This is a genomic window from Acidimicrobiales bacterium (assembly GCA_035533095.1).
Classification (GTDB): Bacteria; Actinomycetota; Acidimicrobiia; order Acidimicrobiales; family Palsa-688; genus DATLUM01.
This window is the reverse complement of sequence record DATLUM010000094.1, coordinates 47422-70794: the sequence shown is the minus strand read 5'-3', so window position 1 is coordinate 70794 and position 23373 is coordinate 47422. Positions and strand designations below refer to the sequence as shown.

At 66.8% G+C, this 23373-nt stretch carries 31 protein-coding genes; 6 read left to right on the top strand and 25 right to left on the bottom strand.

What is annotated here, in order from left to right; all coding sequences use genetic code 11:
- Nucleotides 1-2: 2 nt before the first annotated feature.
- From VNF71_11910 to rplM, 4 genes are read right to left on the bottom strand one after another with little or no spacing between them, the layout of a single operon-like run.
- Nucleotides 3-1061, bottom strand: coding sequence for an alkaline phosphatase family protein (locus VNF71_11910; protein ID HVA75256.1), 1059 nt, complete (start codon nucleotides 1059-1061; stop codon nucleotides 3-5).
- On the bottom strand, nucleotides 1058-2395 hold the full coding sequence (gene glmM, locus VNF71_11905; protein HVA75255.1) for a phosphoglucosamine mutase: 1338 nt from the start codon (nucleotides 2393-2395) through the stop codon (nucleotides 1058-1060). Before glmM ends, VNF71_11910 begins: the two co-directional genes overlap by 4 nt.
- A 6-nt stretch (nucleotides 2396-2401) precedes the next feature.
- A complete protein-coding gene (rpsI, locus tag VNF71_11900; GenBank protein HVA75254.1) occupies nucleotides 2402-2794 on the bottom strand; it encodes a 30S ribosomal protein S9 in 393 nt (130 codons plus the stop codon).
- Between the two features lie 17 nt (nucleotides 2795-2811).
- Nucleotides 2812-3264: a 50S ribosomal protein L13 gene (rplM, locus tag VNF71_11895; protein ID HVA75253.1), complete on the bottom strand. Its 453-nt coding sequence runs from the start codon at nucleotides 3262-3264 to the stop codon at nucleotides 2812-2814.
- A 186-nt stretch (nucleotides 3265-3450) separates the two neighbouring features.
- Here rplM and coxB point away from each other — a divergent pair, with 186 nt between their 5' ends.
- The 4 genes from coxB (at nucleotide 3451) to VNF71_11875 (ending at nucleotide 7244) form a co-directional block, all read left to right on the top strand.
- Nucleotides 3451-4242, top strand: a complete 792-nt coding sequence (coxB, locus tag VNF71_11890; GenBank protein ID HVA75252.1) for a cytochrome c oxidase subunit II — start codon at nucleotides 3451-3453, stop codon at nucleotides 4240-4242.
- The gene (ctaD, locus tag VNF71_11885) at nucleotides 4239-5921 is read left to right on the top strand and encodes a cytochrome c oxidase subunit I (GenBank protein HVA75251.1); all 1683 of its coding nucleotides are present in this window, start codon (nucleotides 4239-4241) and stop codon (nucleotides 5919-5921) included. Before coxB ends, ctaD begins: the two co-directional genes overlap by 4 nt.
- Nucleotides 5921-6388 carry a cytochrome c oxidase subunit 4 gene (locus VNF71_11880; GenBank protein HVA75250.1) on the top strand — a complete coding sequence of 156 codons (468 nt, stop codon included), beginning with the start codon at nucleotides 5921-5923 and terminating at the stop codon, nucleotides 6386-6388. Before ctaD ends, VNF71_11880 begins: the two co-directional genes overlap by 1 nt.
- A 499-nt stretch (nucleotides 6389-6887) precedes the next feature.
- The gene (locus VNF71_11875) at nucleotides 6888-7244 is read left to right on the top strand and encodes a hypothetical protein (protein HVA75249.1); all 357 of its coding nucleotides are present in this window, start codon (nucleotides 6888-6890) and stop codon (nucleotides 7242-7244) included.
- A 30-nt stretch (nucleotides 7245-7274) separates the two neighbouring features.
- Here the strand turns inward: VNF71_11875 and VNF71_11870 are convergent, their stop codons facing one another.
- Genes VNF71_11870 through VNF71_11855 form a run of 4 tightly spaced genes read right to left on the bottom strand, consistent with a single transcriptional unit; the run spans nucleotide 7275 to nucleotide 11238 of the window.
- A complete protein-coding gene (locus tag VNF71_11870; protein HVA75248.1) occupies nucleotides 7275-8816 on the bottom strand; it encodes a cytochrome bc complex cytochrome b subunit in 1542 nt (513 codons plus the stop codon).
- A complete protein-coding gene (locus VNF71_11865) occupies nucleotides 8817-9785 on the bottom strand; it encodes a Rieske 2Fe-2S domain-containing protein (GenBank protein HVA75247.1) in 969 nt (322 codons plus the stop codon).
- Nucleotides 9782-10615: a c-type cytochrome gene (locus VNF71_11860; protein ID HVA75246.1), complete on the bottom strand. Its 834-nt coding sequence runs from the start codon at nucleotides 10613-10615 to the stop codon at nucleotides 9782-9784. Before VNF71_11860 ends, VNF71_11865 begins: the two co-directional genes overlap by 4 nt.
- A gap of 5 nt (nucleotides 10616-10620) precedes the next feature.
- A complete protein-coding gene (locus tag VNF71_11855) occupies nucleotides 10621-11238 on the bottom strand; it encodes a heme-copper oxidase subunit III (GenBank protein HVA75245.1) in 618 nt (205 codons plus the stop codon).
- 79 nt (nucleotides 11239-11317) lie between these two features.
- Between VNF71_11855 and VNF71_11850 the strand changes: the two genes are divergently transcribed.
- Both VNF71_11850 and ilvA read left to right on the top strand, forming a co-directional pair.
- The gene (locus VNF71_11850) at nucleotides 11318-12181 is read left to right on the top strand and encodes a cytochrome c oxidase assembly protein (protein ID HVA75244.1); all 864 of its coding nucleotides are present in this window, start codon (nucleotides 11318-11320) and stop codon (nucleotides 12179-12181) included.
- Nucleotides 12182-12188: 7 nt separating this feature from the next.
- Nucleotides 12189-13397, top strand: a complete 1209-nt coding sequence (gene ilvA / locus VNF71_11845) for a threonine ammonia-lyase (GenBank protein HVA75243.1) — start codon at nucleotides 12189-12191, stop codon at nucleotides 13395-13397.
- Between the two features lie 247 nt (nucleotides 13398-13644).
- Here the strand turns inward: ilvA and truA are convergent, their stop codons facing one another.
- The 17 genes from truA to VNF71_11760 form a co-directional block, all read right to left on the bottom strand.
- Nucleotides 13645-14406, bottom strand: coding sequence for a tRNA pseudouridine(38-40) synthase TruA (gene truA, locus VNF71_11840; GenBank protein HVA75242.1), 762 nt, complete (start codon nucleotides 14404-14406; stop codon nucleotides 13645-13647).
- Nucleotides 14407-14465: 59 nt separating this feature from the next.
- Nucleotides 14466-14846: a 50S ribosomal protein L17 gene (rplQ, locus tag VNF71_11835; protein HVA75241.1), complete on the bottom strand. Its 381-nt coding sequence runs from the start codon at nucleotides 14844-14846 to the stop codon at nucleotides 14466-14468.
- Between the two features lie 5 nt (nucleotides 14847-14851).
- Nucleotides 14852-15790, bottom strand: a complete 939-nt coding sequence (locus VNF71_11830; GenBank protein HVA75240.1) for a DNA-directed RNA polymerase subunit alpha — start codon at nucleotides 15788-15790, stop codon at nucleotides 14852-14854.
- A 32-nt stretch (nucleotides 15791-15822) separates the two neighbouring features.
- Complete coding sequence (gene rpsD / locus VNF71_11825) at nucleotides 15823-16449, bottom strand: 30S ribosomal protein S4 (GenBank protein ID HVA75239.1); 627 nt, start codon at nucleotides 16447-16449, stop codon at nucleotides 15823-15825.
- 27 nt (nucleotides 16450-16476) lie between these two features.
- A complete protein-coding gene (rpsK, locus tag VNF71_11820; protein HVA75238.1) occupies nucleotides 16477-16875 on the bottom strand; it encodes a 30S ribosomal protein S11 in 399 nt (132 codons plus the stop codon).
- A 118-nt stretch (nucleotides 16876-16993) separates the two neighbouring features.
- On the bottom strand, nucleotides 16994-17374 hold the full coding sequence (gene rpsM, locus VNF71_11815; GenBank protein ID HVA75237.1) for a 30S ribosomal protein S13: 381 nt from the start codon (nucleotides 17372-17374) through the stop codon (nucleotides 16994-16996).
- Between the two features lie 17 nt (nucleotides 17375-17391).
- Nucleotides 17392-17505 (bottom strand): 50S ribosomal protein L36, encoded by a 114-nt coding sequence (gene rpmJ / locus VNF71_11810; protein HVA75236.1) that lies wholly within the window; start codon nucleotides 17503-17505, stop codon nucleotides 17392-17394.
- A gap of 127 nt (nucleotides 17506-17632) precedes the next feature.
- Nucleotides 17633-18373: a type I methionyl aminopeptidase gene (gene map, locus VNF71_11805; protein HVA75235.1), complete on the bottom strand. Its 741-nt coding sequence runs from the start codon at nucleotides 18371-18373 to the stop codon at nucleotides 17633-17635.
- A gap of 19 nt (nucleotides 18374-18392) precedes the next feature.
- Nucleotides 18393-19073: an adenylate kinase gene (locus VNF71_11800; protein ID HVA75234.1), complete on the bottom strand. Its 681-nt coding sequence runs from the start codon at nucleotides 19071-19073 to the stop codon at nucleotides 18393-18395.
- Between the two features lie 28 nt (nucleotides 19074-19101).
- Nucleotides 19102-20424, bottom strand: coding sequence for a preprotein translocase subunit SecY (secY, locus tag VNF71_11795; protein HVA75233.1), 1323 nt, complete (start codon nucleotides 20422-20424; stop codon nucleotides 19102-19104).
- Between the two features lie 113 nt (nucleotides 20425-20537).
- Nucleotides 20538-21026: a 50S ribosomal protein L15 gene (gene rplO, locus VNF71_11790; protein HVA75232.1), complete on the bottom strand. Its 489-nt coding sequence runs from the start codon at nucleotides 21024-21026 to the stop codon at nucleotides 20538-20540.
- Entirely contained in the window at nucleotides 21023-21277 is a 255-nt protein-coding gene (gene rpmD / locus VNF71_11785) for a 50S ribosomal protein L30 (GenBank protein HVA75231.1), read from the bottom strand. Before rpmD ends, rplO begins: the two co-directional genes overlap by 4 nt.
- The gene (gene rpsE / locus VNF71_11780) at nucleotides 21277-21828 is read right to left on the bottom strand and encodes a 30S ribosomal protein S5 (protein HVA75230.1); all 552 of its coding nucleotides are present in this window, start codon (nucleotides 21826-21828) and stop codon (nucleotides 21277-21279) included. The genes rpmD and rpsE overlap by 1 nt, the downstream gene beginning before the upstream one ends.
- Nucleotides 21829-21835: 7 nt before the next feature.
- Complete coding sequence (rplR, locus tag VNF71_11775) at nucleotides 21836-22207, bottom strand: 50S ribosomal protein L18 (protein ID HVA75229.1); 372 nt, start codon at nucleotides 22205-22207, stop codon at nucleotides 21836-21838.
- Nucleotides 22204-22743, bottom strand: a complete 540-nt coding sequence (gene rplF / locus VNF71_11770; protein ID HVA75228.1) for a 50S ribosomal protein L6 — start codon at nucleotides 22741-22743, stop codon at nucleotides 22204-22206. The genes rplR and rplF overlap by 4 nt, the downstream gene beginning before the upstream one ends.
- Nucleotides 22744-22759: 16 nt before the next feature.
- Nucleotides 22760-23164, bottom strand: coding sequence for a 30S ribosomal protein S8 (gene rpsH / locus VNF71_11765; GenBank protein ID HVA75227.1), 405 nt, complete (start codon nucleotides 23162-23164; stop codon nucleotides 22760-22762).
- A 14-nt stretch (nucleotides 23165-23178) separates the two neighbouring features.
- On the bottom strand, nucleotides 23179-23364 hold the full coding sequence (locus VNF71_11760) for a type Z 30S ribosomal protein S14 (protein ID HVA75226.1): 186 nt from the start codon (nucleotides 23362-23364) through the stop codon (nucleotides 23179-23181).
- Nucleotides 23365-23373 lie beyond the last annotated feature (9 nt).

The following is a 23373-nucleotide window of genomic DNA, read 5'->3' as shown; positions in this document are numbered from 1 at the left end:
GACTAGCCCGAAAGGCCGAACGCGGGCGCCATGCTCGATGCGCTGGCCGCTTGGCCGAGCGCCGGCAGGCCCAGAAGGTCCTCGGCGGTACGGAGCAGCGAGTAGTGGTTGAAGAGACCGCCGTTGGCGGTCCCCGGCCGCGTGCTGGCACTCAGGACCAGCGCCGGCACGTGGCACCCGACGTCGGTTGTGTTGGTCGCGCAGTCCGACACGCTTCCTCCCTCGCCTTCGTCCCACACCACGAACACCGCCACCGTCCCGCTCCTGTACTGCTGGCTGGTTGTGATCGCGTGGATCGCCGTACGCAGCCAGTTGTCACCGTCAGCCACGCTCCCGTTGTGGGTGTCGTCGATGAGGTTCGGCGTGACGAACGCGAACGCCGGCAACGTCCCGGCGCTGAGGTCGTGGTAGAGGTTGCCGATCGCCACGTCGTCGGAGCCGCACGCCGGCGCGAGCGACGGGTAGTACACGGGCGGGTTGTGCCTGGCCGCGTAGTCGTCCGAACTGCCTTTGGTGCAAGGGGCAGGCATCGACTCTTCGTAGGCCCGCCAGCTCGGCGCCTGCGAGAAGATGCTCGCCGTTCCCGGCGAGGCAGTGCAGGACGGGCTCGGGTCGCAGTCCGACGAGAAGCGGCCCAGCTCGCTCCGCCCCAGCCCCGATGTGGCCGCGATGTAGTTGGGAAGGCTCGGGTGGGTGACGTTGTGATAGTTGGTCGCCAACCCGCATTGCGCCGCCACCTGGTTCTCGAAGGGCGCTGACGGCGAGCCGATCACCGACTGGAACGGGTGGTTCTCCATCCAGATCCAGACGACGTGGGAGTAGTGCGCCTGCGAGGTCTGCAGGAAGCCGCAGAATCCCGCCCCAGCCGCGGGCGCGGTCGTGGACGCGGCCCCCGTGGTCGACGTGCCCGCTGTCGGGCTTGTGGTGCTTCGCGCTGCTGTCGTGGTGGTACGCGCCGCGTTGTGGGCCGGACCGCTCGAACATGACGCCAACGTGAGGGCGGCGGAGAGCGCCACGGCAACCGATGACGCCCTGACCGCCGAACTGCGGCGAGGCTTCAACCTCGTGCCGCCTCCTCGACCGCGTCGACCAGGCGCTGGGCAGCGGATGCCGCAGCGTGCTCAGTCTGCGCCTCGACCATGACCCTGACGAGCGGCTCGGTGCCCGACGCCCTCAGGACCACCCGGCCTCCCGTTCCGAGCTCGTCCTCTACCGCACGGATCTCGTTCGACAACCGCGCCGAGTCCGAAATCGGAGGCGAGCCCGGCGGGATCTCCACGTTGCGCAACACCTGCGGCATGCTGACCATCGACTCCGCTGCCAACTCCGAGAGCTTGCGCCCCGACCGCCTCAGCAGGTCCAGCAGAAGCAGGCCCGACAGCACACCGTCGCCGGTGGTGGCGAGCTCGCGGAAGATGATGTGACCCGACTGTTCACCGCCGAGAGACCAACCATTGCCGTCGAGAGCCTCGAGCACGTTGCGGTCGCCCACCGCCGTGCGGTGCACGCGTACTCCGGCGTCCTCCATCGCCTTCTGCAAGCCGAGGTTCGACATCACGGTAACCACCAGCGTGTTACCCGCCAACCGGTCCCGCTCACGGAGATCGACGGCGAACATCGCAAGCAACCTGTCCCCGTCGACGATTTCGCCGTGCTCGTCCACCGCGAGCACCCGGTCTGCGTCCCCGTCGAGCGCCAAGCCCACATCGGCCCCGTGAGCCCTCACCGACTCGGCCAGCAACGACGGGTCCGTCGACCCGCAACGCTCGTTGATGTTGGTTCCGTCCGGTTGCGCGGCGATCACATGCACGACGTCCGCCCCCGCCTGAGCCAGTATGCGCTCGGCGGTGGGAGTAGCGGCTCCATTGGCGCAGTCGACCACCACCCGGATCCCGTCCACCCTGCGCCCTCCTAGCGAGTCGACCACCCGCCGGCAGTACCACGGGATCGCTTCGTCGTCAGAGCGCAGTCGCCCGATCGCCGGCGGTGCGCCGGATGCAACCGCTGACCGGGCGGCGACGGCGCGCTCGATCTGCTGCTCCTCGTCGTCGTTGAGCTTGAGGCCGCCGGGTGCCAGAAGCTTGATGCCGTTGTCGTGGTAGGGGTTGTGCGAGGCGGATATCACCGCCGCAGCAACGCCCCGGGCGGCGGCGACGGCGGCGACGGCGGGTGTCGGGGCGACCCCGATGTCCACGACGTCCAGGCCCTCCGCCGCGATGCCCGCCGACAGGGCTGCCTGGAGCATCGGTCCGGACAGCCGCGTATCCCGACCGACTACGAACTCGCTACCTCCGAGGACCGCCGCCGCGGCGCGCCCTAGAGCGAGCACCAACTCCGGCGACAACTCGGAGCCCGCCGCCCCGCGGACCCCGTCCGTGCCGAAGCGCAACGACACGGGCGCTCAGCGTTTCGAGTACTGCGGCGCCTTGCGGGCCTTCTTGAGGCCGTACTTCTTGGACTCCTTCTCCCGGGCGTCGCGGGTGAGGAACCCGGCCCGCTTCAGCGGGGCACGGAGGTCGGTCTCGACCCCGGCGATCGCCCGTGCGATCCCGAGTCGCAGGGCGCCGGCCTGGCCGGACACTCCGCCGCCGTCGAGCGTGCAGTCGACGTCGTAGGACTCCGCCTTCTCGACCACTCGCAGCGGCTCAGTGATGAGCATCCGGTGCGTCGCCGACGGGAAGTACTCCTCCAGCGGGCGGCGGTTGACTGTCACGACCCCGGTGCCGGGACGCAGGCGCACCCGCGCTACAGCAGCCTTGCGGCGTCCGGTGGACTGGATGAGCGGCTTCGGCACGGCGGTTTCGACTTTCCTCAGGAGGCCCGGCGAGCGCGTGGGTCGACGGGAAGTGGCTGGGGGCCCTGGGCGGCGTGGGGGTGCGACGGGCCGGCGTACACCTTCAGCTTGCGCAGCATGTGGCGTCCGAGGGGGCCCTTTGGGAGCATCCCCTTGACGGCGAGGCGGAAGGTGCCCTCCGGGTCCTTGGCGAGCATGTCGGCGTAGGTGCGGGAACTGAGCCCGCCGGGGTAGCCCGAGTGGCGGTAGTGCACCTTCTTCTCCGACTTGCCCGCCGTCATGACGACCTTGCTGGCGTTCCCCACGATCACGTGGTCGCCGGTGTCGACGTGAGGGGCGAAGATCGGCTTGTGCTTGCCTCGAAGGACCCGGGCGACCTCCGTGGCGAGCCGCCCGAGGACCGCGCCTTCGGCGTCGACCTCGTACCAGACTCGCTGGATGTCGGAGGGCTTGGGCGTGAAAGTGCGCACTGTCGGGTCGTCCTCGAGGTTTCTGCAGGGGAAAAAGACGTGGCGTCCCCGCGCCAGGGCGCGTGGGACCGGCTCACCAGAATAGATGCTCACGGCGGTGTCCGGCAATCGGGCGGAACCGCACGTCACCGGGGTATCGGCCGGGTTGGTGCCGTCGCGCCCGCCTGCTTATTGTTAGGCGAAGTTATGGATCTAGCGACCCGACTGCTGGGCACCGACCTCGGTTCCCCCCACGGCGTGACCACCCAGGACCAATGGACCCGGCAGCTGTGGCACACCACGTACTGGTTTGCGGTGCCCATAGGGCTCATCGTGCTATTTGGCATCTTCTGGTGTGTGTTGCGGTACCGCCACCGCCCGGGCAGCAGCCGTCAGGCCTCCCAGTTCCAGTACCACATCCCCATCGAGGCTGCCTACACGATCATCCCCCTCCTGATCGTGGCAGTCGTGTTCGGGTTCATGTACAACGCGGAGAACAAGGTGAACGCAGTCTCCAAGACCCCGGCGGTCAAGATCACCGTCGACGGGTTCCAGTGGGGCTGGCGCTTCATCTACCCGAACGGCCACCAGGAGGTCGGCACAGTCGCCAACGCTCTGGACATCAACTCCGAGGCCAACCTGCCGGTGCTGTACATGCCCGCCGGTGAGACGGTACAGCTTCACTTCGTCAGCGAGGACGTGGTCCACACCTTCTACGTCAAGGAGTTCCTCTTCAACCGTGACCTGATCCCCGGCATCGACAACACCGCCGACTTCAACGTCACGCGAACTGGCACCTTCGAGGGCCAGTGCAACAACATCTGCGGCCAGTACCACGCCTATATGCGGTTCATGGTCCGGGTGATGCCCAAGGACGCCTACGACGCCTGGTATGCCAGCCAGGCTCCGTGCTCGGTGTCGACCGCCGGCCAGTCGAACCAAACCACGCTCCCGCCGAACAGTTGCCCGACCTCCCTGTCGACCGAGAGGCAAGTATGACCCTGATCCAGGATCGTCCCTCCGAACAGCCGCCCCGGCTCGAAGAGCCGGCGCTGATGGAGATCGTCCCCGGGCCTCGGCCCCACGGGCTTGTCAAGTACATCACCAGCACCGACCACAAGCAGATCGGCCTCAACTACCTGGTCACGTCGTTCATCGGGTTCCTTTTCGCCGGCGGCCTGGCCGAGGGGATCCGCACCCAGCTGATCAAGCCCGACAACCACTTCGTGACCGAGAACGTGTTCAACCAGTTGTTCACGATGCACGGCACGATCATGCTGTTCGTCTTCCTGGGCCCGTTCGCGTTCGCCGGTCTCGGCAACTACTTCGTGCCCCTGATGATCGGGGCGCCGGACATGGCGTTCCCCCGCTTCAACAACCTCTCCTACTGGCTCTACCTCGGCGGCTTCCTCATGCTCGCCGGCGGCTTCTTGACCAACAATGGCGCTGCCAACTTCGGCTGGTTCGGCTACGCACCCATCACCGAGGCCATCCACTCACCCGGCCCAGGCGCGGACATGTGGATAGTCGGTATCGCCTTGACCGGCTTCTCCGGGATCTTCACCGCGGTCAACATCATCACGACGATCTTCACCTTGCGCGCGCCCGGAATGGTGATGTTCCGAATGCCCATATTCGTGTGGAACCAGCTGGTGACGATGTTCCTCATCCTGCTGGCCTTCCCCGTGCTCACCGCAGCCTTCGCGCTGCTGTGGCTCGACAGGCACCTGAACACCCACTTCTACGACCCGACCCACGGGGGCCAACCGATCCTGTGGCAGAACCTGTTCTGGTTCTTCGGCCACCCGGAGGTGTACATCCTCGCCCTGCCGTACTTCGGCATCGTCACCGAGGTGCTGGCGACGAATTCCAAGAAGCCGGTTTTCGGCTACAAGGGCATGGTCGGCGCGACCCTGTCGATCGGCGCCCTGTCGATGGGTGTGTGGGCGCACCACATGTACACGACGGGGGCGGTGCTGCTCCCGTTCTTCGCTGCCCTTTCGCTCTTGATCGCCGTCCCGACCGGGATCAAGTTCTTCAACTGGCTCGGCACGATGTGGCGGGGGACCCTGGTCGTCAACACCGCCACGTTGTTCTGCCTGGGGTTCTTGGCCTGCTTCCTCTTCGGAGGTATCACCGGCGTCATCCTCGCCCAGCCGGTGCTCGACTTCCAGCTGCACAACACCTACTTCGTCGTCGCCCACTTCCACTACGTGATGTTCGGCGGCTCGGCATTCGCCGGTTTCGCGGGGATCTACTACTGGTATCCGAAGATGACCGGCCGCAAGCTGGACGAGCGGCTCGGCGTGCTGAGCTTCGTGATCCTGTTCATCGGGTTCAACCTGACGTTCTTCCCCCAGCACGACCTCGGCCTGCGGGGGATGCCCCGCCGTATCGAGACCTACGACGGCCACCTCGGCTGGAACTTCCTGAACCTCCTGTCGAGCTTGGGTGCGTACATCGCTGGCTTCGGTGTGCTGATAAGCGTGTGGAACTTCTTCCACTCCTACCGCCACGGGGAGCTCGCCGGCGACAATCCCTGGGACGGTCAGACCCTCGAGTGGGCCTGCTCCTCGCCGCCGCCGGAGCACAACTTCGAGGCCCTGCCCCCGATCCGCTCGGAGCGCCCGGTCTGGGACGCCAACCACCCTGACATGCTCACGAAGGTCGGTCACTAGTGAAAGTCGAATGGAGGACCATCCTCGGCGCATCCATCTTCCTGGGTGCCACCGGTGTGATCTACGTCGCGTACAAGAACCACCCGACCGAGGCAGCCGGCGTCGTGATGCTGGTGTTCGGTTTCGCCGCCTACTTCATGCTGTTCGGGTTCCTGCTGCTGCAGTACTTCCGGCGCCGGCGGATCCCGCGGCCTGAGGACCGCTTCGACGCCACTCACGCCGACGGGGAGGGGGAAATCGCCTACTTCCCGAACGCCTCCATTTGGCCGGCAGGCATGGGTCTCGGCATGGTGGTCGCCAGCGTCGGCCTCGTCTGGGGCCTCTGGTACGCGATCATCGGGTTGACGATCTTCTTCGGTGCCATCTTCGGGTACATGACCGAGTCCGATGCCGAAACCGCCGCCGTAGAAGCAGCCGAGGCTCGCGCCGCCGAGGAGGCTTCACTGCGCCACTCGCGCACCGAGTAGCGGTTATTCAGGGTCGCCCGAAATGGCGGCGTAGGCGGCGTCCTGCAGGTCCTCGTGAACCGCAGGGGTGTCGAGTGCGCAGGACCTCGGGGAAGGACAAACCGGTGGCCCGGGAAGCCAAGACTCCGAGAACCGAGGCTCCGGTGTTGTACATCCATTTCTCGCCCGGCTGGCCTAACAGCGGTAGCGAGCCCAAGGCGGCGATCCAGGTGTCAGGATCGGGCGGTGTCGTCGAGGGGGCCGGCGGGGCTGCGAAGCACACGGCGGTCCGCAAGCTCGGGAAGCCACTTGTCGACGCGGTCGTCCAAGCCGAGGGACCTTGTCGGGCCCTACGTGGCCCGCGGCGACTTCGGTGAATTTATCCAGGCCGCACGGGGAAAGCGGATCAGCCATGCTCGGGCACCTTATTCAGTTCGCTGACGTCTGGGCGCGGCACCGTTGTTGGGCTGTTGTGCGTACCCTGGGATTGGTGCGTGGAGCGTCGGTGAGTCTGGGGAATATGTCTGAAGCTGTTCTGTACCAAGGCGGGATGTTTCATACCGATGGTGGGGGCTGGAGGACCGAGTTACGCCTGGTTGATCTCCAAGCTGAGCTCTCCCGCACCCGCGAGGAGCTTGCCACCCTTCGCGCCACGACTGCCCAGCTCATCTCGGCCATCCTGGGAGAGCTGCACTCCCGCACCGTTCCCGTCGCAAGCGAGATCCAGAAACTCGCCGACCTGATGGATGCCCCCCAGGAAGGGGCTGACGACCCGCTCGGCACCGACGCCGAGGCGATCGATGCCGGCAACGAGGAGTCACTGTCCTACCTGGATCGCCGTTTCCGCTGGCTTCCGTCGAGCCGGCAGGACCACTAGCCATCCGCTCCGCCGGGCCCTTCCGGGGTTCTACGACCCGATAACAGGCTCGACAGGCTCGTCGGTGCCCGCCTCAACCGCGTGCCCGTTGCCCCGAGCGGGCGCGTCCTCCCCGGCATGATCACCGTGCCCGTTGTGGGCCGCGTGGATGTCCCCGAGGGTGTGGTAGGCGCCGGCGGCGTCGCGGACGATGATGCCGCCGACGGGCCTCTGGATCGGATGCGCGTCGGAGCGCTGCAGCGCCTTGCAGGCCTTGTAGGCGATGGCGAACCCGGCGATCGGCCCGACGAACACCCCGTACTGCAGGATCTCGATGAGACGCTCGAACGCGATGTGGGTGTCGTTGGCGAGCAGGTCCGTCGCGCAGGCGAGGGTCAAGTCCAGGAAGAACATGATCGCCGCGACGCCGACGCCCGTACGGAACGGCTTGTCGCGGGGACGGTCAAGGAGGTTGTGCGCTCCGTAGTCGTTGTAGATCTTCTTGTCGATCCACGGCCACAGGTACATGACGGTGAAGACGATGCCGGGCACCACCAAACCGGGGAACACCGGGTTGGCGATTTCGTGCCCGAACGACCTGAACTCCCAGTGCGGCCACAACCTCACGCCGCCGTCGAGCCAGCCGAGGTACCAGTCGGGCTGCGCACCTGCCGACACCGTGTACGGGTTGTACGGGCCGTAGAGCCACACCGGGTTGATCTGGACGAGCCCGGCCAGCCCGAAGATGACGCCTGAAACAATCATCGCCAGGCCGGCGGCCTTGAAGGTGTACTGCGGCCAGATCCGGCTTCCCTTGATGTTGGTCTCGGTCTTACCGGCACCGGGGAAGTCGGTGTGCTTCTGGCGCCACAGGATCATCAGGTGCGCGGTGAGCAACCCGACTATCAGCGCCGGGAAGACGAACTCATGGATGATGAACAACCTCGGGATGAAGAGGTTCCCCGGGAAGCGACCGCCCCACGCGTCATACGCGATCCACGTCCCCACGAACGGGATCCCCTGGAGTATGGAGTAGATGACCCGTATACCGGTGCCCGACAGGAGGTCGTCCGGGAGCGAGTAACCAGTGAATCCCTCGAGCATGACGACCATCCACAGCGTCAGCCCGATGATCCAGTTGATCTCGCGCGGCTTGCGGAACGCACCGGTGAAGAAGATCCGGCACATGTGGAACACCACGGCGGCGAGGAAGATCAGCGCAGCCCAGTGGTGTGCCTGGCGCATCAGCAGCCCCAGGCGAACGTTGAACGAGATGTCGATGACCGACTGGTAGGCCTCGCTCATGTGCTGGCCGACGAGCGGGGCGTACACGTGGCCGTGCGTCGGCGCGTAGACGACGTCGGTCTGCGACGGAACGAAGAAGAGCGTCAGGTAGACGCCGGTCGCGATCAGCACGATCAGCGAGTCCATCGCGACCTCGCCGACCATGAAGGACCAGTGGTCGGGGAAGATCTTGTCCAAGACGCTGGTCAGGAACTTCGACGAGCCGAACCGCTCGTCGACGGTGTCGGACACCGACTTACCGACGCCGTAACGCTTCTGCGCGGCCGCTCGCTCTTTGGTCGTGCTCATCTATCCACGGTTCCAGAATCCGGGGCCGACGGCCTCGTGGTAGTCGCTCTGGCTGACAAGGTACCCCTCCGAGTCCACCGCCAGGGGCAACTGGGGCAGCGAACGCGGAGCGGGGCCGAACACCGGCTTGCACTCCTCGAGCACGTCGAAGGTCGATTGGTGGCAGGGGCAGATGAGCTGGTGCGTCTGCACGTTGTAGAGGCTGGCGGGGCAGCCGGCGTGGGTGCAGATCTTGGAGAAGGCGTAGAGGCTCCCGACGTTCCAGCCGACTGTCGACGGTGACCCGTGGAACTGGGCGTTACCGATGTTGATCAGCAGCGAGGGGCTCAGCGCGTCCTCTAGGTCACCATTCGGGAAGACGGTGAGGATCCCGTTGGGCGGCAGGTCCCCTGGCCGGATCGGTTTGCCGTCCTCGGTGGTGAGGCGCACGCCTCGACCCCATTTCGTGTGGTACAGGTTCTCGTGGGGCCGGTCGCCGAGCGACGCGAGGGGGAAGAGGACGGCCAGTCCGAACACCCCGCCGACCGCGCCGAGCATCTTGAACAGGAACGGCCGGCGTGCCATCGGCTCGACACCGCGGGACAAAGACTCCACGACTGCGTGACGATCGCCCGGTGGGCAGACGTGGTGGTGGCCGCGGCTTGCGATCACCTCGTTGCCGGGAAGCATGTCACGCGCCCAAAGTACGAATCCGACCCCGAGGCCGAGGAAGGCGACGGCCCACAGCGCTCCCTCCGCCTGATTCTGCGCCCCGTCGACATACGCCCAGGTCAGTCCGATGCAGGCGAGGAGCGTGAGGCTCCAGCAGAAGGCGATCCGCAGTTCGGCCCGGCGCGCTCCCCGAGGGTCGCCCTCGTAGCGCCAGTGGCTGTCGTCCTGCCCGTGGGGGACGTCGTCAGGCCAGGGCTCGTCCGGTTCGATGCCGAAGTGGCGCGGGTTTTCGGTGGGATCCGGCTCTGTGTAGCTCATCCTCGAGTCCCAATCATGCGTGCGGCGAATAGGAGAAGGACCCCCCCGACGAGGATCGCCACGAAGCCTTCCGCTACCGGGCCGAAGTGGGAGATCCCAAGACCACCCGGGTTCGCCGGCTTGTGCAGATACTGCACGTACTGGGCGATCGCAGACATCTGCTGCTGGTCGACCACGTTAGGCCCGAAGACGGGCATCGGCTTCGGGCCGACCCGCATGGCCTCGGCTACCTGCGTGATGTTGGCGTTGTGCAGCGAGGGGACCACGTTGCCCTTCGACAGCATGCCGCCGGATCCGGCGGCTTGGTGACACTGCGCGCAGTTGATGGCGAACAGCTGCTGGCCCTGCGACAGCGTCACGCATCCCGGTTGCTTCGGGTTGGGTGTCGACGTCGTGCAGAGAGGGCTGACTGTGGGGATGCTCGGCCCTTGTACGTAGGTGCCGGTGATCACCGGTAGCGCCGCTATGTAAGCGTCCAGTTGGCGTATCTGCGTCTCGTCGAAATAGGGGTGGTGCCGCAGGGCCTGGTTGGCCGGGTTGTTGAGGGGCATGCGGCCCGTCGTAAGGTAGAAGTCGGCCGCCGCGGCTCCCACGCTCACGAGAGCCGGGGCGCCGGTCTGCCCTCCGCGCCCCTGGTAGCCGTGGCAGCTTTCGCAATGGGCGTTGAAGAGCTGCTGCCCTGCGGCGATGTCTGCAGGGTTGGTGCTCACGAGGTTCTGTTGCCCGTGCGCCGATCCTCCAGCGGTGAACAACAGGGCGAATGCCAGCATGCCGAGCGCGGCGAGCGCCAGCGGGGCCGCCAGCCTCCGGCGGTTGCGGTCGGTGATCATGCGGCTCACTTGAGAACGAAGATTGCTAGGAACAGTGCGATCCAGACCACGTCGACGAAGTGCCAGTAGTAGGACAGGAATTCGATCGCAGGGACGGTCCTGTGCCCGAAGTGCCTCGTCCTGATCACCCGTCCGGCTACGAGGATCATGCCGACCAGGCCGCCGGCTACGTGCAGGAAGTGGAAGCCGGTGAGGGTGTAGAAGGCCGAGCTGTAGGCGTCCTTGTCGATCGGGAACGGGCGGCCGATGTAGTCGGAGATCTGCATCCCCTCGAACAAGCCGCCGAGGACGAAGGTGAGCGCGAGCCACCCGAGGAACCCCCACCGGGACCCTCTGATCGCTCGGTGCACCCCGTACTGCATGGTGAACGACGAAAGGAGCAGCAGGATGGTCGCGACCAGAACCGGCGGAACGTCGAGTACGTCGCCCTTGGGGGGCCAGGGGTGGGTGCCGGCGCGGAGGCTGAAGAACGCGGCGAAAAGGCCGGAGAAGAACATCAGCTCCGACGCCAGCCAGACCATCACCCCGACGTTCAGCAGCGCTGGTCGGTAGCTGGCTGGATCCACCGGTTTGACCGCCGGCGCCGGCGCGGCCAGGGCGCCCGATGTCGAGATCGCAGTCACTGGGCCTTATTTCTACACAACGTCGCGGTCAGGATCCCAATCCGGCCCGGAAGCGCCCGGGACTATCCTGTAGGTCGCGATGACACCCGCAGAAGTGGTCACCCAGGCGACCTTCGATCCGATACCTACGGTGGTCATTGCGCTCACCCTGGGCTGGTACCTGTGGTCGGTCCGGCGGCTGGCCCGCAGGGGGCGCCGGTGGCCGCTGGGGCGGACGGTGGCGTTCGTGCTCGGGGAGCTGTTCCTCGCTGTCGGGCTGATCTCGGGCATGGATGCCCACGACGGCATCTTCGAGATCCACACGATCCAGCACATCTTCATCAGCATGCTGGCGCCGGTCTTGTTCGCCTTCTCGGCGCCGATCACCCTGGCCCTTCAGGCGAGCCACCGGAGCGTGCAGACGGCGATCCTGAAGGTGCTGCACAGCCCGGTCGGCCGGATCGCGTCCAACCCGATCTTCACATGGGCCTTCTACGGGGCCTCCATCTTCGGCCTCTATTTCACCAGCCTCTACGCGATCACGCTCCGTAACCAGACGGTCCACGACCTGGTCCACCTGCACCTGATAGTCGCCGGGTGCCTGTTCTGGTGGCCCGCAGTGGCGGTCGACCCTCTCCCGAAGAGGATGAGCTACGGCGTTCGCATCGCCTACCTGATGCTGGCCATGCCGTTCCACACGATCCTTGGGATGGCTCTCGACAGCCAGACGACCCGCATAGCGCCGACGACAACCCTGGGCGACCTGCACGCCGGCGGTGGTCTCATGTGGATCGCCGGTGAGGCGCTGGGGCTGATCGGGACGATCGCGGTGTTCCTCCAGTGGCTCCGGGCAGACGAGCGCGCCGCCAGGCGCAACGACCGGACCTCCGAAGAAGTGGCCGCCCTCCAGCTGGCCCACTGGCGCGCTACCCGAGAAGCGGCCGCCCGCGCCGTATCGAGCTGAGCCGGGCTTGAACCTCGTCACCCTCGAGGACCTCCAGTCCGCCCGCGAGCGGGTGAAGGAGGTCCTCCGGCCAACACCGGTCGACCGGTCGGACTCTCTTTCCCGCCTAGCGGGGCGGACGGTCCTGTTGAAGCCGGAGCACCGGCAGAGGACCGGGTCGTTCAAGATCCGCGGCGCGTACAACCGGATCTCTCAGCTTCCTCCCGGCGTCGCGGTCGTGGCCGCCTCTGCCGGCAACCACGCGCAGGGCGTCGCCCTGGCCGCGTCGCTTACCGGGCGGGAGTCGACGATCTTCATGCCGAAGAACGCCTCACTGCCCAAGGTCGCCGCGACGCGTGAATACGGCGCTACCGTCCGTTTGGAGGGCGACGTGGTCGACGACTGCTTCGCGTTGGCGCAGGAGTTCGCCGCCAGCACCGGTGCGGTGTTCGTGCCCCCCTTCGACGACCTCGACGTGATCGCCGGCCAGGGGACCATCGGCCTCGAGCTAGCCGAAGAGGCGCCCGAAGCAGAGGTGGTGGTGGTCCCGGTCGGCGGCGGCGGACTCGTCGCAGGGGTCGCGGCGGCGTTGAAGCTCGGGCCGAGGGCCGGCGGGAGGCCCCGTGTCATCGGCGCTGAAGCTGCGGGAGCCCCGACGATGAGTGCAGCGCTCGAGGCGGGCCATCCGGTCACGCTGGAGCGGATGGCAACGATGGCGGACGGCATCTCGGTCGCTCGTTGCAGCAACCTGACTCTGGCGCACGCCCAGGAGTTCGTCGACAAGGTGGTCACCGTCGACGAGGAGGAGATCAGCAGGGCGATGCTGCTGCTCGTCGAGCGTGCCAAGGCCGTCGTCGAACCGTCCGGGGCCGCCTCGCTCGCAGCAATCCTCGCCGGCCACGTCCCTGGCGACGGGCCGGTCGTTGCGCTGATCTCCGGTGGCAACGTCGATCCCCTCCTGCTCACGAAGCTGATCGAGCACGGCCTCGCCGCCGCCGGCCGGTACTTGACCCTGCGGGTCGTCATGGCCGACCGCGTCGGCGCTCTCGCCGGGCTCACCACCGCCCTCGCCGGCCTCGGGCTCAATGTCCTGGGCGTCGAGCACCATCGCAGCAGCCGCAGCCTCGCCGTCGCAGAGGTCGAGGTCCAGGTCACCGTGGAGACCCGCGACCTCGAGCATCACGGTGAGGTCGTCGCCGCCCTCACCGCTGCCGGCTACCGGGTCGAACCTGGATAGGTCCCGCCCGGACAGGAGCGATTGAATCCCGCTCCGCCTGCAGCTCCAATCACCCAAACGGACAAGGTTCGACTGACCTGTCGCCAACCTCGTCCCCCAAGGGCGCATTCCGAGCGTGGCGAGTGGACAGAGAACGCGACATCGGGGCCGTCCGCCGACACGAAACGGCGAACCCCGTCCACTTGCGATCAGTCCGCCCCGCCAGCAACCCGCCCCGCCAGCAACCCGCCCCGCCAGACCATGGTGACTAATAGGTGACTTCCCAGAGGCAAAGCCCGTGGGGCGGGGCGAGCTGGCCGGCGCCCTGGCGCGAGCGGGATCGAAGGATTTGCGCCACGTCTCCCGCCCTTTTCTTCCCGATCCCTATCTCGACCATCATCCCCACGATCGAACGAACCATCTGGTGGCAGAACGACGACGCCTCGATCTCGAACCGCAGCATGGAGTCGCTCAGGTCCACCCAGCGTGCGTCGCGCACCTTGCGGATGAGCGACCCCTCCCCCGGCGGGCGCCGGCAAAACGCCGAGAAGTCGTGCTCTCCTATGAGCGGGTCACAAGCCAGCCGCATCGCCGGCAGGTCCAACCGCTCGGTGACGTGCCAGGCCGTCCGGGCGGTGAACGGGTCGGCGACGGGGTCGTTGCGGATCGTGTAGTGGTAGCGCCGTCCTGTGGCGGACCGGCGGGCGTCGAAGCCGTCCTCCGCCACACAGGACTCTCGGATCACGATCGCCGGCCGCAACGCCTTGTTCAGGGCCCGCTGCAACGCGACAGGCTCGGCGTCGTAGCGGGCTTCGAAGTTGATCACCTGCCCCCACGCATGCACGCCGGCGTCGGTGCGCCCGGCGCAGGTCAGTTCTACCGTGTGGCGAAGAGCACGTTCGAGCGCGGCGCATATCGCGCCGGCGACGGTGGTGACCCCCGGCTGGAGCGCGAACCCGTGAAAGTCTGATCCGTCGTAGGCGACCACCATACGCAGGCGGCGGGTCGGGTCGCTCGTGACCGACGCCACGGCCTGCGCGCCGGCGTCTTCAGAGAAGAGGGTCAGGGCGCGCCCCGGTGACGAAAGGGCTACACGAACTCGATGCGAGCCATCGGGGCGTTGTCCCCGTGGCGAGGCCCGAGCTTGAGGATGCGGGTGTATCCGCCGGCGCGATCCGCGTACCGGGGGCCGATCTCTTCGAAGAGCTTGTGGGCCATGTCCTTGTCGCGGATGAAGGCGACGACCTGGCGATGGAGGTGCACCGACTTGTCGCTGTCGGCATTGGCCTTCTTCGCCTTGGTCACGCACTTCTCGACGACGGGCCGCAGCGCCTTCGCCTTGGCCTCGGTGGTCACGATGGCCTCGGCAGCTATCAGAGACGCCACCAGGTTCCCCATCATCGCCTTCTGGTGCTCGGCGTCACCGCCGAAACGAGCGCCCTTCTTCGGGCGTCCGGGGATCGTCGCCATGGCGTCTACTCCTTGGTGCGCAGGGAGAGGCCGCGCTCGTCGAGCTTCTGCAGGACCTCGTCGAGGGACTTCTGCCCGAAGTTGGTGATCGCCAGCAGATCGTCCTCGGTCTTCTGCACGAGCTCGCCGACGGTGTTGATCTGGGCGCGCTTGAGGCAGTTGCGGGGGCGCTCGGAGAGATCGAGCTCCTCGATGAGCAGGTCGAGGTCGGGCGACCCGCTCGTGACCGAGCCGACGTCGCCGAGCTCGAGACCCTGGGGGCTGTCGCTCATGTCGGCCACAAGGCTCACGAGCGAGCGCAGCGTGTCGCCGGCGGAGGCCAGGGCCTCGCGTGGGGAGATCGATCCGTCGGTGGTGATGTCGAGGACGAGGCGGTCGTAGTTGGTCGACTGCTCGACGCGGGTCGGCTCTACGGAGAATGCCGCGACACGGATCGGCGAGAAGATCGAGTCCACCGGGATCACGCCGATTGTCGAGGACTTCTTGTTGCGGTCCGCCGAGACGTAACCGCGGCCGCGCTCGACGGTGATGTCGGCGGCGAAGCGGCCTTTGGAGTTGACGGTCGCGATCACGAGATCGGGGTTGAGGATCTCGACGTCGGACGTGGTGACGATGTCGCCGCCGGTGACGGTGGCGGGGCCGCGCACGTCGACGCGCAGGGTCACCGGATCGTCGCTCTCCAAGGTCAGGACGATGTCCTTGAGGTTGAGGATGATGTCGGTGACGTCTTCTTTGACGCCGGGCAGGGTCGTGAACTCGTGGAGCGCTTCGTCGAAGCGGACCTGGGTCACTGCGGCGCCTGGGATCGACGAGAGCAGCGTGCGGCGCAGCGCCACGCCCAGGGTATGGCCGAAGCCCGGCTCCAGCGGCCCGATCGAGAAGCGCTGGCGGTTGCCCTCCTGCTCCCCTACGGGCTCGACGTTCGGACGTTGGATGATCAGCATTTGGACCTGTACCTGGTGGTTGGGGGGATGGCCTACTTGGAGTAGAGCTCGACGATGAGAGACTCGCGCACGGGCACGTCGATGTGCTCGCGCAGCGGATGGTCTCGGACGGTTACCTCGAAGCCCTCGGAGCCGGACTCCAGCCAGGGCGGTACGGTCCGGTCGATGGTGTCGAGGTTGTGGCGCACGATGATCATGGAGCGCGCCTTGTCCTTGAGGGAGACGACGTCACCCTTGCGGAGGCGGTAGCTGGGAATGGTGACCCGCTTGCCGTTGACGAGGACGTGGCCGTGGCGAACGAACTGGCGGGCCTGAGCCCGGCTCGCACCCCACCCGGCCCGGTACGCGACGTTGTCGAGGCGCATCTCGAGCATCCGCAGCAGGTTCTCACCCGTGATCCCCTGCTGGCGGTTCGCCTCCTGGTAGAGGTTGTGGAACTGCTTCTCGAGTACCCCGTAGATGCGGCGGGCCTTCTGCTTCTCCCGCAGCTGGGTGAGGTACTCGGACCCCTGGCGCATGCGGTCGCGGCCGTGCTCGCCGGGGGGGTAGGGCCGGCGCTCGATGGGGCACTTCATCGAGTCGCACTTGGGGCCCTTGAGAAAGAGCTTCATCTTCTCCCGCCGGCATAGCCGGCATACCGGGCCTGTGTATCGCGCCATGACTTGCTTAGTGCTCCTGCTTGCTGCCTAGACCCGGCGCCGCTTCTTGGGGCGGCAACCGTTGTGGGGTATGGGGGTGATGTCCTTGATCCCGGCGACCTCGATGCCGGTGTTCATCAGCGAACGGATTGCGGTCTCGCGGCCCGAGCCCGGGCCCTTCACGAGGACCTCGACCTTGCGGACGCCGTGCTCCATCGCGCGCCGGGCGCATGCCTCCGCGGCGAGTTGGGCGGCGAAGGGGGTGGACTTGCGCGAGCCCTTGTAGCCGACGTTGCCGGCGGACGCCCAAGCGAGGACGTTGCCCTCGGGGTCGCTGATCGAGACGATGGTGTTGTTGAAGGAACTCTTGATGTGAGCGACGCCGTAAGTGACGTTCTTGCGCTCGCGACGACGGGGCCGGCGACCGCCGGGCTTGGGCTTTGCCATCATCGACCGCCGAAGGTGCCCGCGGCCATGTTCGATTCGTTGTTCATATTCGTGTGAATTCTGCCTCGTAGTCGGGTGCCGACGACCGAACATGGCCGCGGGCACCTTGGGATCGGTGTTAGTGCTTGCGGACCTTTTTCTTGCCGGCGACGGTCTTCTTGGGACCCTTGCGGGTGCGGGCGTTGGTGTGAGTGCGCTGGCCGTGCACCGGCAGGCCACGGCGGTGCCGGATCCCCTGATAGGAACCGATCTCCATCTTGCGCTTGATGTCCTGAGAGACGTCCCGGCGCAGATCACCTTCGACCTTCAGGTTGGCGTCGATCCAGTTCCGCAGTCGGGCGACCTCTTCGTCTGTGAGGTCCCTCACGCGGGTCTCGGAGTCGATGCCAGTCGCCTCGCAGACCTTCGAGGCGGCCGTGGAGCCGACCCCGTAGATGTAGGTGAGCGAGGTACCGAGCTTCTTTTCCCGTGGGATGTCAACACCGGCGATGCGTGCCACTAGCTGCTACTCCCCTCTCAGCCCTGGCGCTGCTTGTGGCGCGGGTTGGTGCATATGACCATCACCCGGCCGTGACGGCGGATGACCTTGCAGTGCTCGCAGATCGGTTTGACACTGGGGCGAACTTTCACGACGACGCTTTCCTTGTGGTCTGGTGGGACCGGAGACCTCGACCGGCCCTGCCAGGAGCCGCGGTAAAGCGCTCGGGGGCCGGCCGACCATGCTACTACGCGCGGCCCGATAGCGTCCACCGGCGCCTCACTCCAGCGTCAGCACCTCGGGGCCGTCCTCGGTGATCGCGATCGTGTGCTCGAAATGCGCCGAGAGGCTCCCATCTGCAGTCACCACGCTCCAACCATCGTCGAGCAGCTTCGTCTCCGGTCCGCCCGCGTTGACCATCGGCTCGACGGCGAAGACCATTCCCGACCGCATCACCGGTCCCGGCCGCCCGGGCCAGTAGTTGGGTACCTGCGGCTCCTCGTGCATGGCGGTCCCGATGGCATGGCCCACGTACTCGCGCACCACCGAGAAACCGCCCTTCTCGGCGACGGCCTGGACGGCGCAGCCGATCTCGTGGAGACGGTTGCCGTCTTTCATCTGGGAGATCCCCGCCCACAGGCTCTCCTCTGTGACCTTCAGCAGGCGCTCGGCCTGCAGGCTGATCCTGCCTACCCCAGCGGTGTAGGCGGCGTCGCCGTGGTAGCCCTCGATGATCGCTCCGCAGTCGATCGAGATGATGTCGCCCTCTTCGAGGCGGTGGGAGCCGGGGATGCCGTGGACGATCATGTCGTTGGGAGACGTACAGATCACCGCGGGGAAACCGTGGTAGTTCAGAAAGTTCGACCGGGCGCCGCGCCGCTCGAGGACGTCCCGGGCTATGCGGTCGAGCTCGCCGGTCGTCACACCGGGCTTGATCGCGGCGCGCGTCGCCTCGTGCATCTCGGCGACCACCCCGCCGGCCCGGCGCATCTTGGCGATCTCCTCACTGCTCCGGCGCATCGGATCCGACCGCCGCCAGTCAGCCGGCTGCGCCGGCGGGCGGCTTCCGCTTGTCGATCATCGCAACCACCCGGGCGGTCACCTGGTCGGGGTTGCCAGTCCCGTCGACGATCGCGAGGAGACCCCGCTTCGAGTACCAGTCGATCAGGGGTGCCGTCTCGCGCTCGTACAGCTCGAGCCGCCGGCGGATGGCCGCCTCGGTGTCGTCGTCGCGCTGGACCACCTCGCCTCCGCACACGTCGCACATCCCCGGGATCCGGGGTGGATTCTCCCCGACGCTGTAGTTGGCGCCACAGTCCGAGCACACCCTCCGGCTTGCGAGCCTGGAGAGGACCTGGTCGGTGTGCACTTCGAGGTCGATGACAAGGTCCAGCCCCTTGGGTTGAAGCATCTCCGCGAGCGCCTCGGCCTGGTGAACGGTCCGCGGGAACCCGTCGAGAACGAAGCCGCGGTGCGTGGTGTCGCCACGGGTGAGTCGTTCGCGGACCATGCCGATGACGATCTCGTCGGGAACCAGTTCGCCCGAGTCGAGATAGCGCCGGGCTTTCGCGCCGAACTCGGAGCCGGACCGCACCGCGGCGCGGAAAGTGTCGCCGGTCGACACGTGCGGGACGACGTAGTGCCGCGACAAGCGCACCGCCTGTGTGCCCTTCCCGGCCCCTTGCTTGCCAAGGACGACCAGGCGGGCTCCCACGCTCACTTTCCCGCCCTCCGCGGAGATGCGGGCACTACTTCAGGAAGCCCTCGTAGTTGCGCAGCATCAACTGGCTGTCGACCTGCTTCATGGTCTCGAGGGCGACGCCGACCGCGATGAGCAGCGTCGTGCCGGCGAAGGGGTAGTTCTGGATGTTCCAGATCGCCAGCATGATGGATGGAAGCAGTGCGATGGCGGCGAGCCACAGCGCACCGGGAAGGGTGATCCGGTTGAGGATGTTCTGCAAGTGCCGCTCGGTCGGCGGCCCGGGCCGGATCCCCGGGATGTACCCGCCCTGCTTGCGAATCACGTCCGCCTGCTGGTGCGGGTCGAAGGTGATCGCCGCGTAGAAGTAGGCGAAGCCCATGATCATCAGGCCGTACAGGCCGATGTACCAGAGGTCGTTCGGCTGGGCGAGGTGGACGCTGATCCAGGTCTGCGCTGACTTCCAGAACCCGTGGCTGGGCAGCACGTTGGAGATCAGGATCGGGAAGTAGAGAACCGAGCTCGCGAAGATGATCGGCACGACACCGCCCGTGTTCACCTTCATCGGTATGTAGGTGCTCTGCCCGCCGTACATGCGTCGGCCGACCACCCGTTTCGCGAAGGTCACCGGTATGCGCCGCTGACCCTGCTCGATGAAGACGATCGCCACGAGCAGAGCTATGGAGATCGCCAGGATGGCGATGAACTTGGCTACGCCCGCCTCGACCTTCACGGACGCGCCGCCGGCGGGCATGGTCGCCACGACGTTGACGAAGATCAGCACCGACATCCCCTGACCCACGCCACGCTGGGTGATGAGCTCGCCGAGCCACATGACCACGACCGTGCCTGCGGTCATGGTCAGGACTATCAGGAGCACCCGCGGGATGGTGAACTTCGGGATCAGGTCGATGTTGAGGCCGAGGCCACCTCCGAGGAGTCCGCCGCCGCCATTGTGGAAGACGTACGCGAGGCCGGTCGACTGCATCACCGCGAGGGCGATGGTGAGGTAGCGGGTGACCTGGGTCAGCTTCTTCTGACCGACCGCGCCCTCGTCGCGCCACTGCTCGAACTTCGGGATCACCACGATCAGCAGCTGGATGATGATCGAGCTGGTGATGTAGGGCATGATCCCGAGGCCGAACACGGCGAAGCGGGTCAAGGCGCCGCCCGAGAAGAGATTCAGGAAGCTGACGACGCCGGCGTGCTGGGAGGACGCGACGAGCGACTGGACCTGGTTGAAGTCGATGCCGGGGCAGGGGATGTTCGCCCCGAGCCGGTAGACCACGATGATCATCAAGGTGAACAGGACCTTGTTGCGCAGGTCCGGCACCCTGAACATGTTCGCCAAGTTCGTGAAGGTGCTGCGCATCAGTCCTGTCTCCTGCCGGTCCACTGGCCGATCACGTCAGGGCAGGCTATATCCCGCCCGTCCTTGGGCACAGTCGTAGCCACGAATAATTGACGGTTACCGGACCAGCCGGACTACCGGTTGGTGAGAGCGTTCCCCTTGGCAGGCGGGCGCCCGTGGCCGAAGGGCGGCGGGAGCACCGACGTCGTCCCGCCCGCCGACTCGATCGCCGACACGGCGCTCTTGGAGAAGGCGTGCGCCGACACCGTCAGCTTCCGGGTCAGCTCGCCGCGGCCGAGAACCTTGACCAGCCCGTGCTTGTGCACCAGCCCGGCGGCGCGCAACGTCTCGGGGCTCACCGTGTCGCCCTGGAAGCCTTCGAGCGTATCGAGGTTGATCACGTTGTACTCCACGCGGAAGGGGTTCTTGAAGCCCTTCAGCTTGGGGATCCGCTGGGTGAGGGGGAGCTGACCGCCTTCGAAACCAGGCTTGACGGTGTCGCGGGCGCCCTGGCCCTTGGTGCCGCGGCCGGCGGTCTTGCCGCCTTTGCCGGCGATGCCGCGGCCGACCCGCCGGCGCCGGCGGGTGGACCCTGGTGCGGGTGCGAGGTCGTGAACCTTCATTGCTTCTCCTTCCCGCCCGAATCCCCGCCGGCGGCCGTCTCCTCGACGCTGATCAGGTGCGGGACCCGGGCGATCATGCCACGGATCTCCGGCCGGTCCGGGAGCGTGTTGGTGGTGCCGATCCCGTGAAGGCCGAGCGCCCGGAGGGTGCCGCGGTGCTTCGGCTTGCTGCCGATCGACGACTTCACCTGCGTGACAGTCAGGCCCGCGGCGGTGGCACCGCTAGTGGCCGTCTTCGAAGCGGGTGCCATCACGCCACCTCGTCAGGGACGTGAGGGCCGCGCTGGGTCTCTTTGTAGGCACGCCACAACCCAGCCGGCGTGATCTCCTCGGGGGACTTGCCGCGCAGCTTCGCGACCTCGTCGGGGCGCTTGAGGGCGCGCAGACCTGCGACGGTGGCCTGTGCGACGTTGATGCTGTTCGACGAACCCAACGATTTCGCCAGGATGTCGTGGATCCCCGCCATCTCGAGGATCGCCCGGGCCGCTCCGCCGGCGATGACCCCGGTGCCGGGAGCGGCGGGCTTCAACAGCACCCGCCCCGCGCCGGCCGCTCCGAGCACGGGATGCGTGATGGTGCCGCCTGCGAGGGGGACGGTGAAGAGGTTCTTCTTGGCCTCCTCGATGCCTTTCTGCACCGCGAGGCCGGCCTCCTTGGCCTTGCCGTAGCCGAGGCCGACGGTGCCGTTGCCGTCACCGATGACCATGAGCGCGGCGAACGAGAAACGACGGCCGCCTTTGACGACCTTCGCCACCCGGTTCACTTTGATCGTGCGGTCTTCGTACTGCTGGTCAGCGGGCATATCTGATCTAGAACTCCAGTCCGGCCTCGCGGGCCGCGTCTGCGACGGCGGCCACCCGGCCGTGGTATAGGAAACCGCCTCGGTCGAACACGACGGCCGTGACTCCCGCGGCCTTCGCACGCTCGGCGACGAGGCGGCCGACGGTGGTCGCTGCGGCCTTGTTGCCGGTGCCGGATGCGGACCCGCGCAGGTCCTTCTCGACGGTCGACGCAGCCGCGAGCGTGCGGCCGGACCGGTCGTCGATGACCTGGGCGGTGATGTGCTTGTTGGAACGGAACACAGCGAGGCGAGGGCGCTCGGCGGTGCCGGCCACCTTCTTGCGGACCCGGTAGTGCCGCCGTGCCCGTGCGGTCTGCTTGTCGTTGGTAGAAGTGCTCATTTGGCGGCCTTTCCGGCCTTGCGGATGACCCGCTCGCCGGCGTAACGGACACCCTTGCCCTTGTAGGGCTCGGGTTTGCGGATCTTGCGGATGTTCGCGGCCACCTGCCCGACGAGCTCCTTGTCGATTCCGCGCACCGTGATGCGGGTCGGCTGGGGCACCTCGAACGTGATGCCGTCAGGCGCGTCCACTACGACCGGGTGGCTGAATCCCAACGCCAGCTCGATCTGGTTCGCTCCGCGCGCGATGGCGCGGTAGCCGACGCCGACGATCTCGAGGTCCTTGTTGAACCCGTCGGTGACCCCGACGACCATGTTGTTGACCAAGCTGCGTGTCAGCCCGTGAAGGGCGCGGTTCTGGCGCTCGTCGTTGGGGCGCTCGACCAGGATCGTCGAGTCCTCCCGGCGGACGGTGATGTCGCCGGGGATCGACCTGGCGAGGCTGCCCTTGGGTCCCTTCACCGTCAGGTTCCGCTCCGCGATGGTGATCTCGACATCCGAAGGGACGGTTATCGGTGCACGTCCGATACGTGACATTCCTCGCTCCTCGCCCTTACCACACGTAGCAGAGGATCTCGCCGCCGACGCGGCGCTGGCGCGCCTCGCGGTCGGACATGAGCCCCTGGCTGGTCGAAAGGACTGCCACCCCCAGGCCGCCCAGGACGCGCGGCAGCTTGTCGGCCGCGGTGTAGACCCGAAGCCCAGGCTTGGAGATGCGCCGCACGCCCGAGATGGTCCGGGCACGGTCCTTGGTGTATTTCATCTGGATCTCGAGGATGCGGCCTGGCCGCTCCCCCGCCTCGGTCACGGAGAAGTCCTCGATGTAGCCCTCCTTGACGAGGACAGCGGCGAGGGCCTCCTTGAGCTTCGACGAGGGCATGCGCACCGTGTCGTGCATCGCCACGTTGGCGTTGCGGATGCGTGTGAGCATGTCGGCGATCGGGTCAGTCATGGTCATCGCGCCACCACCCCCTACCAGCTCGCCTTGGTCACGCCCGGAACCTCGCCGGCATGTACCAGCTCGCGAAGGCAGATGCGGCACAGGCCAAACTTGCGGAAGACCGAGTGCGGCCGTCCGCAACGCCCGCAGCGTGTGTACGCGCGGACCTTGAACTTCGGCTTGCGCTGCGCCTTGATGATGAGAGCCTTCTTGGCCATATGTGTCTG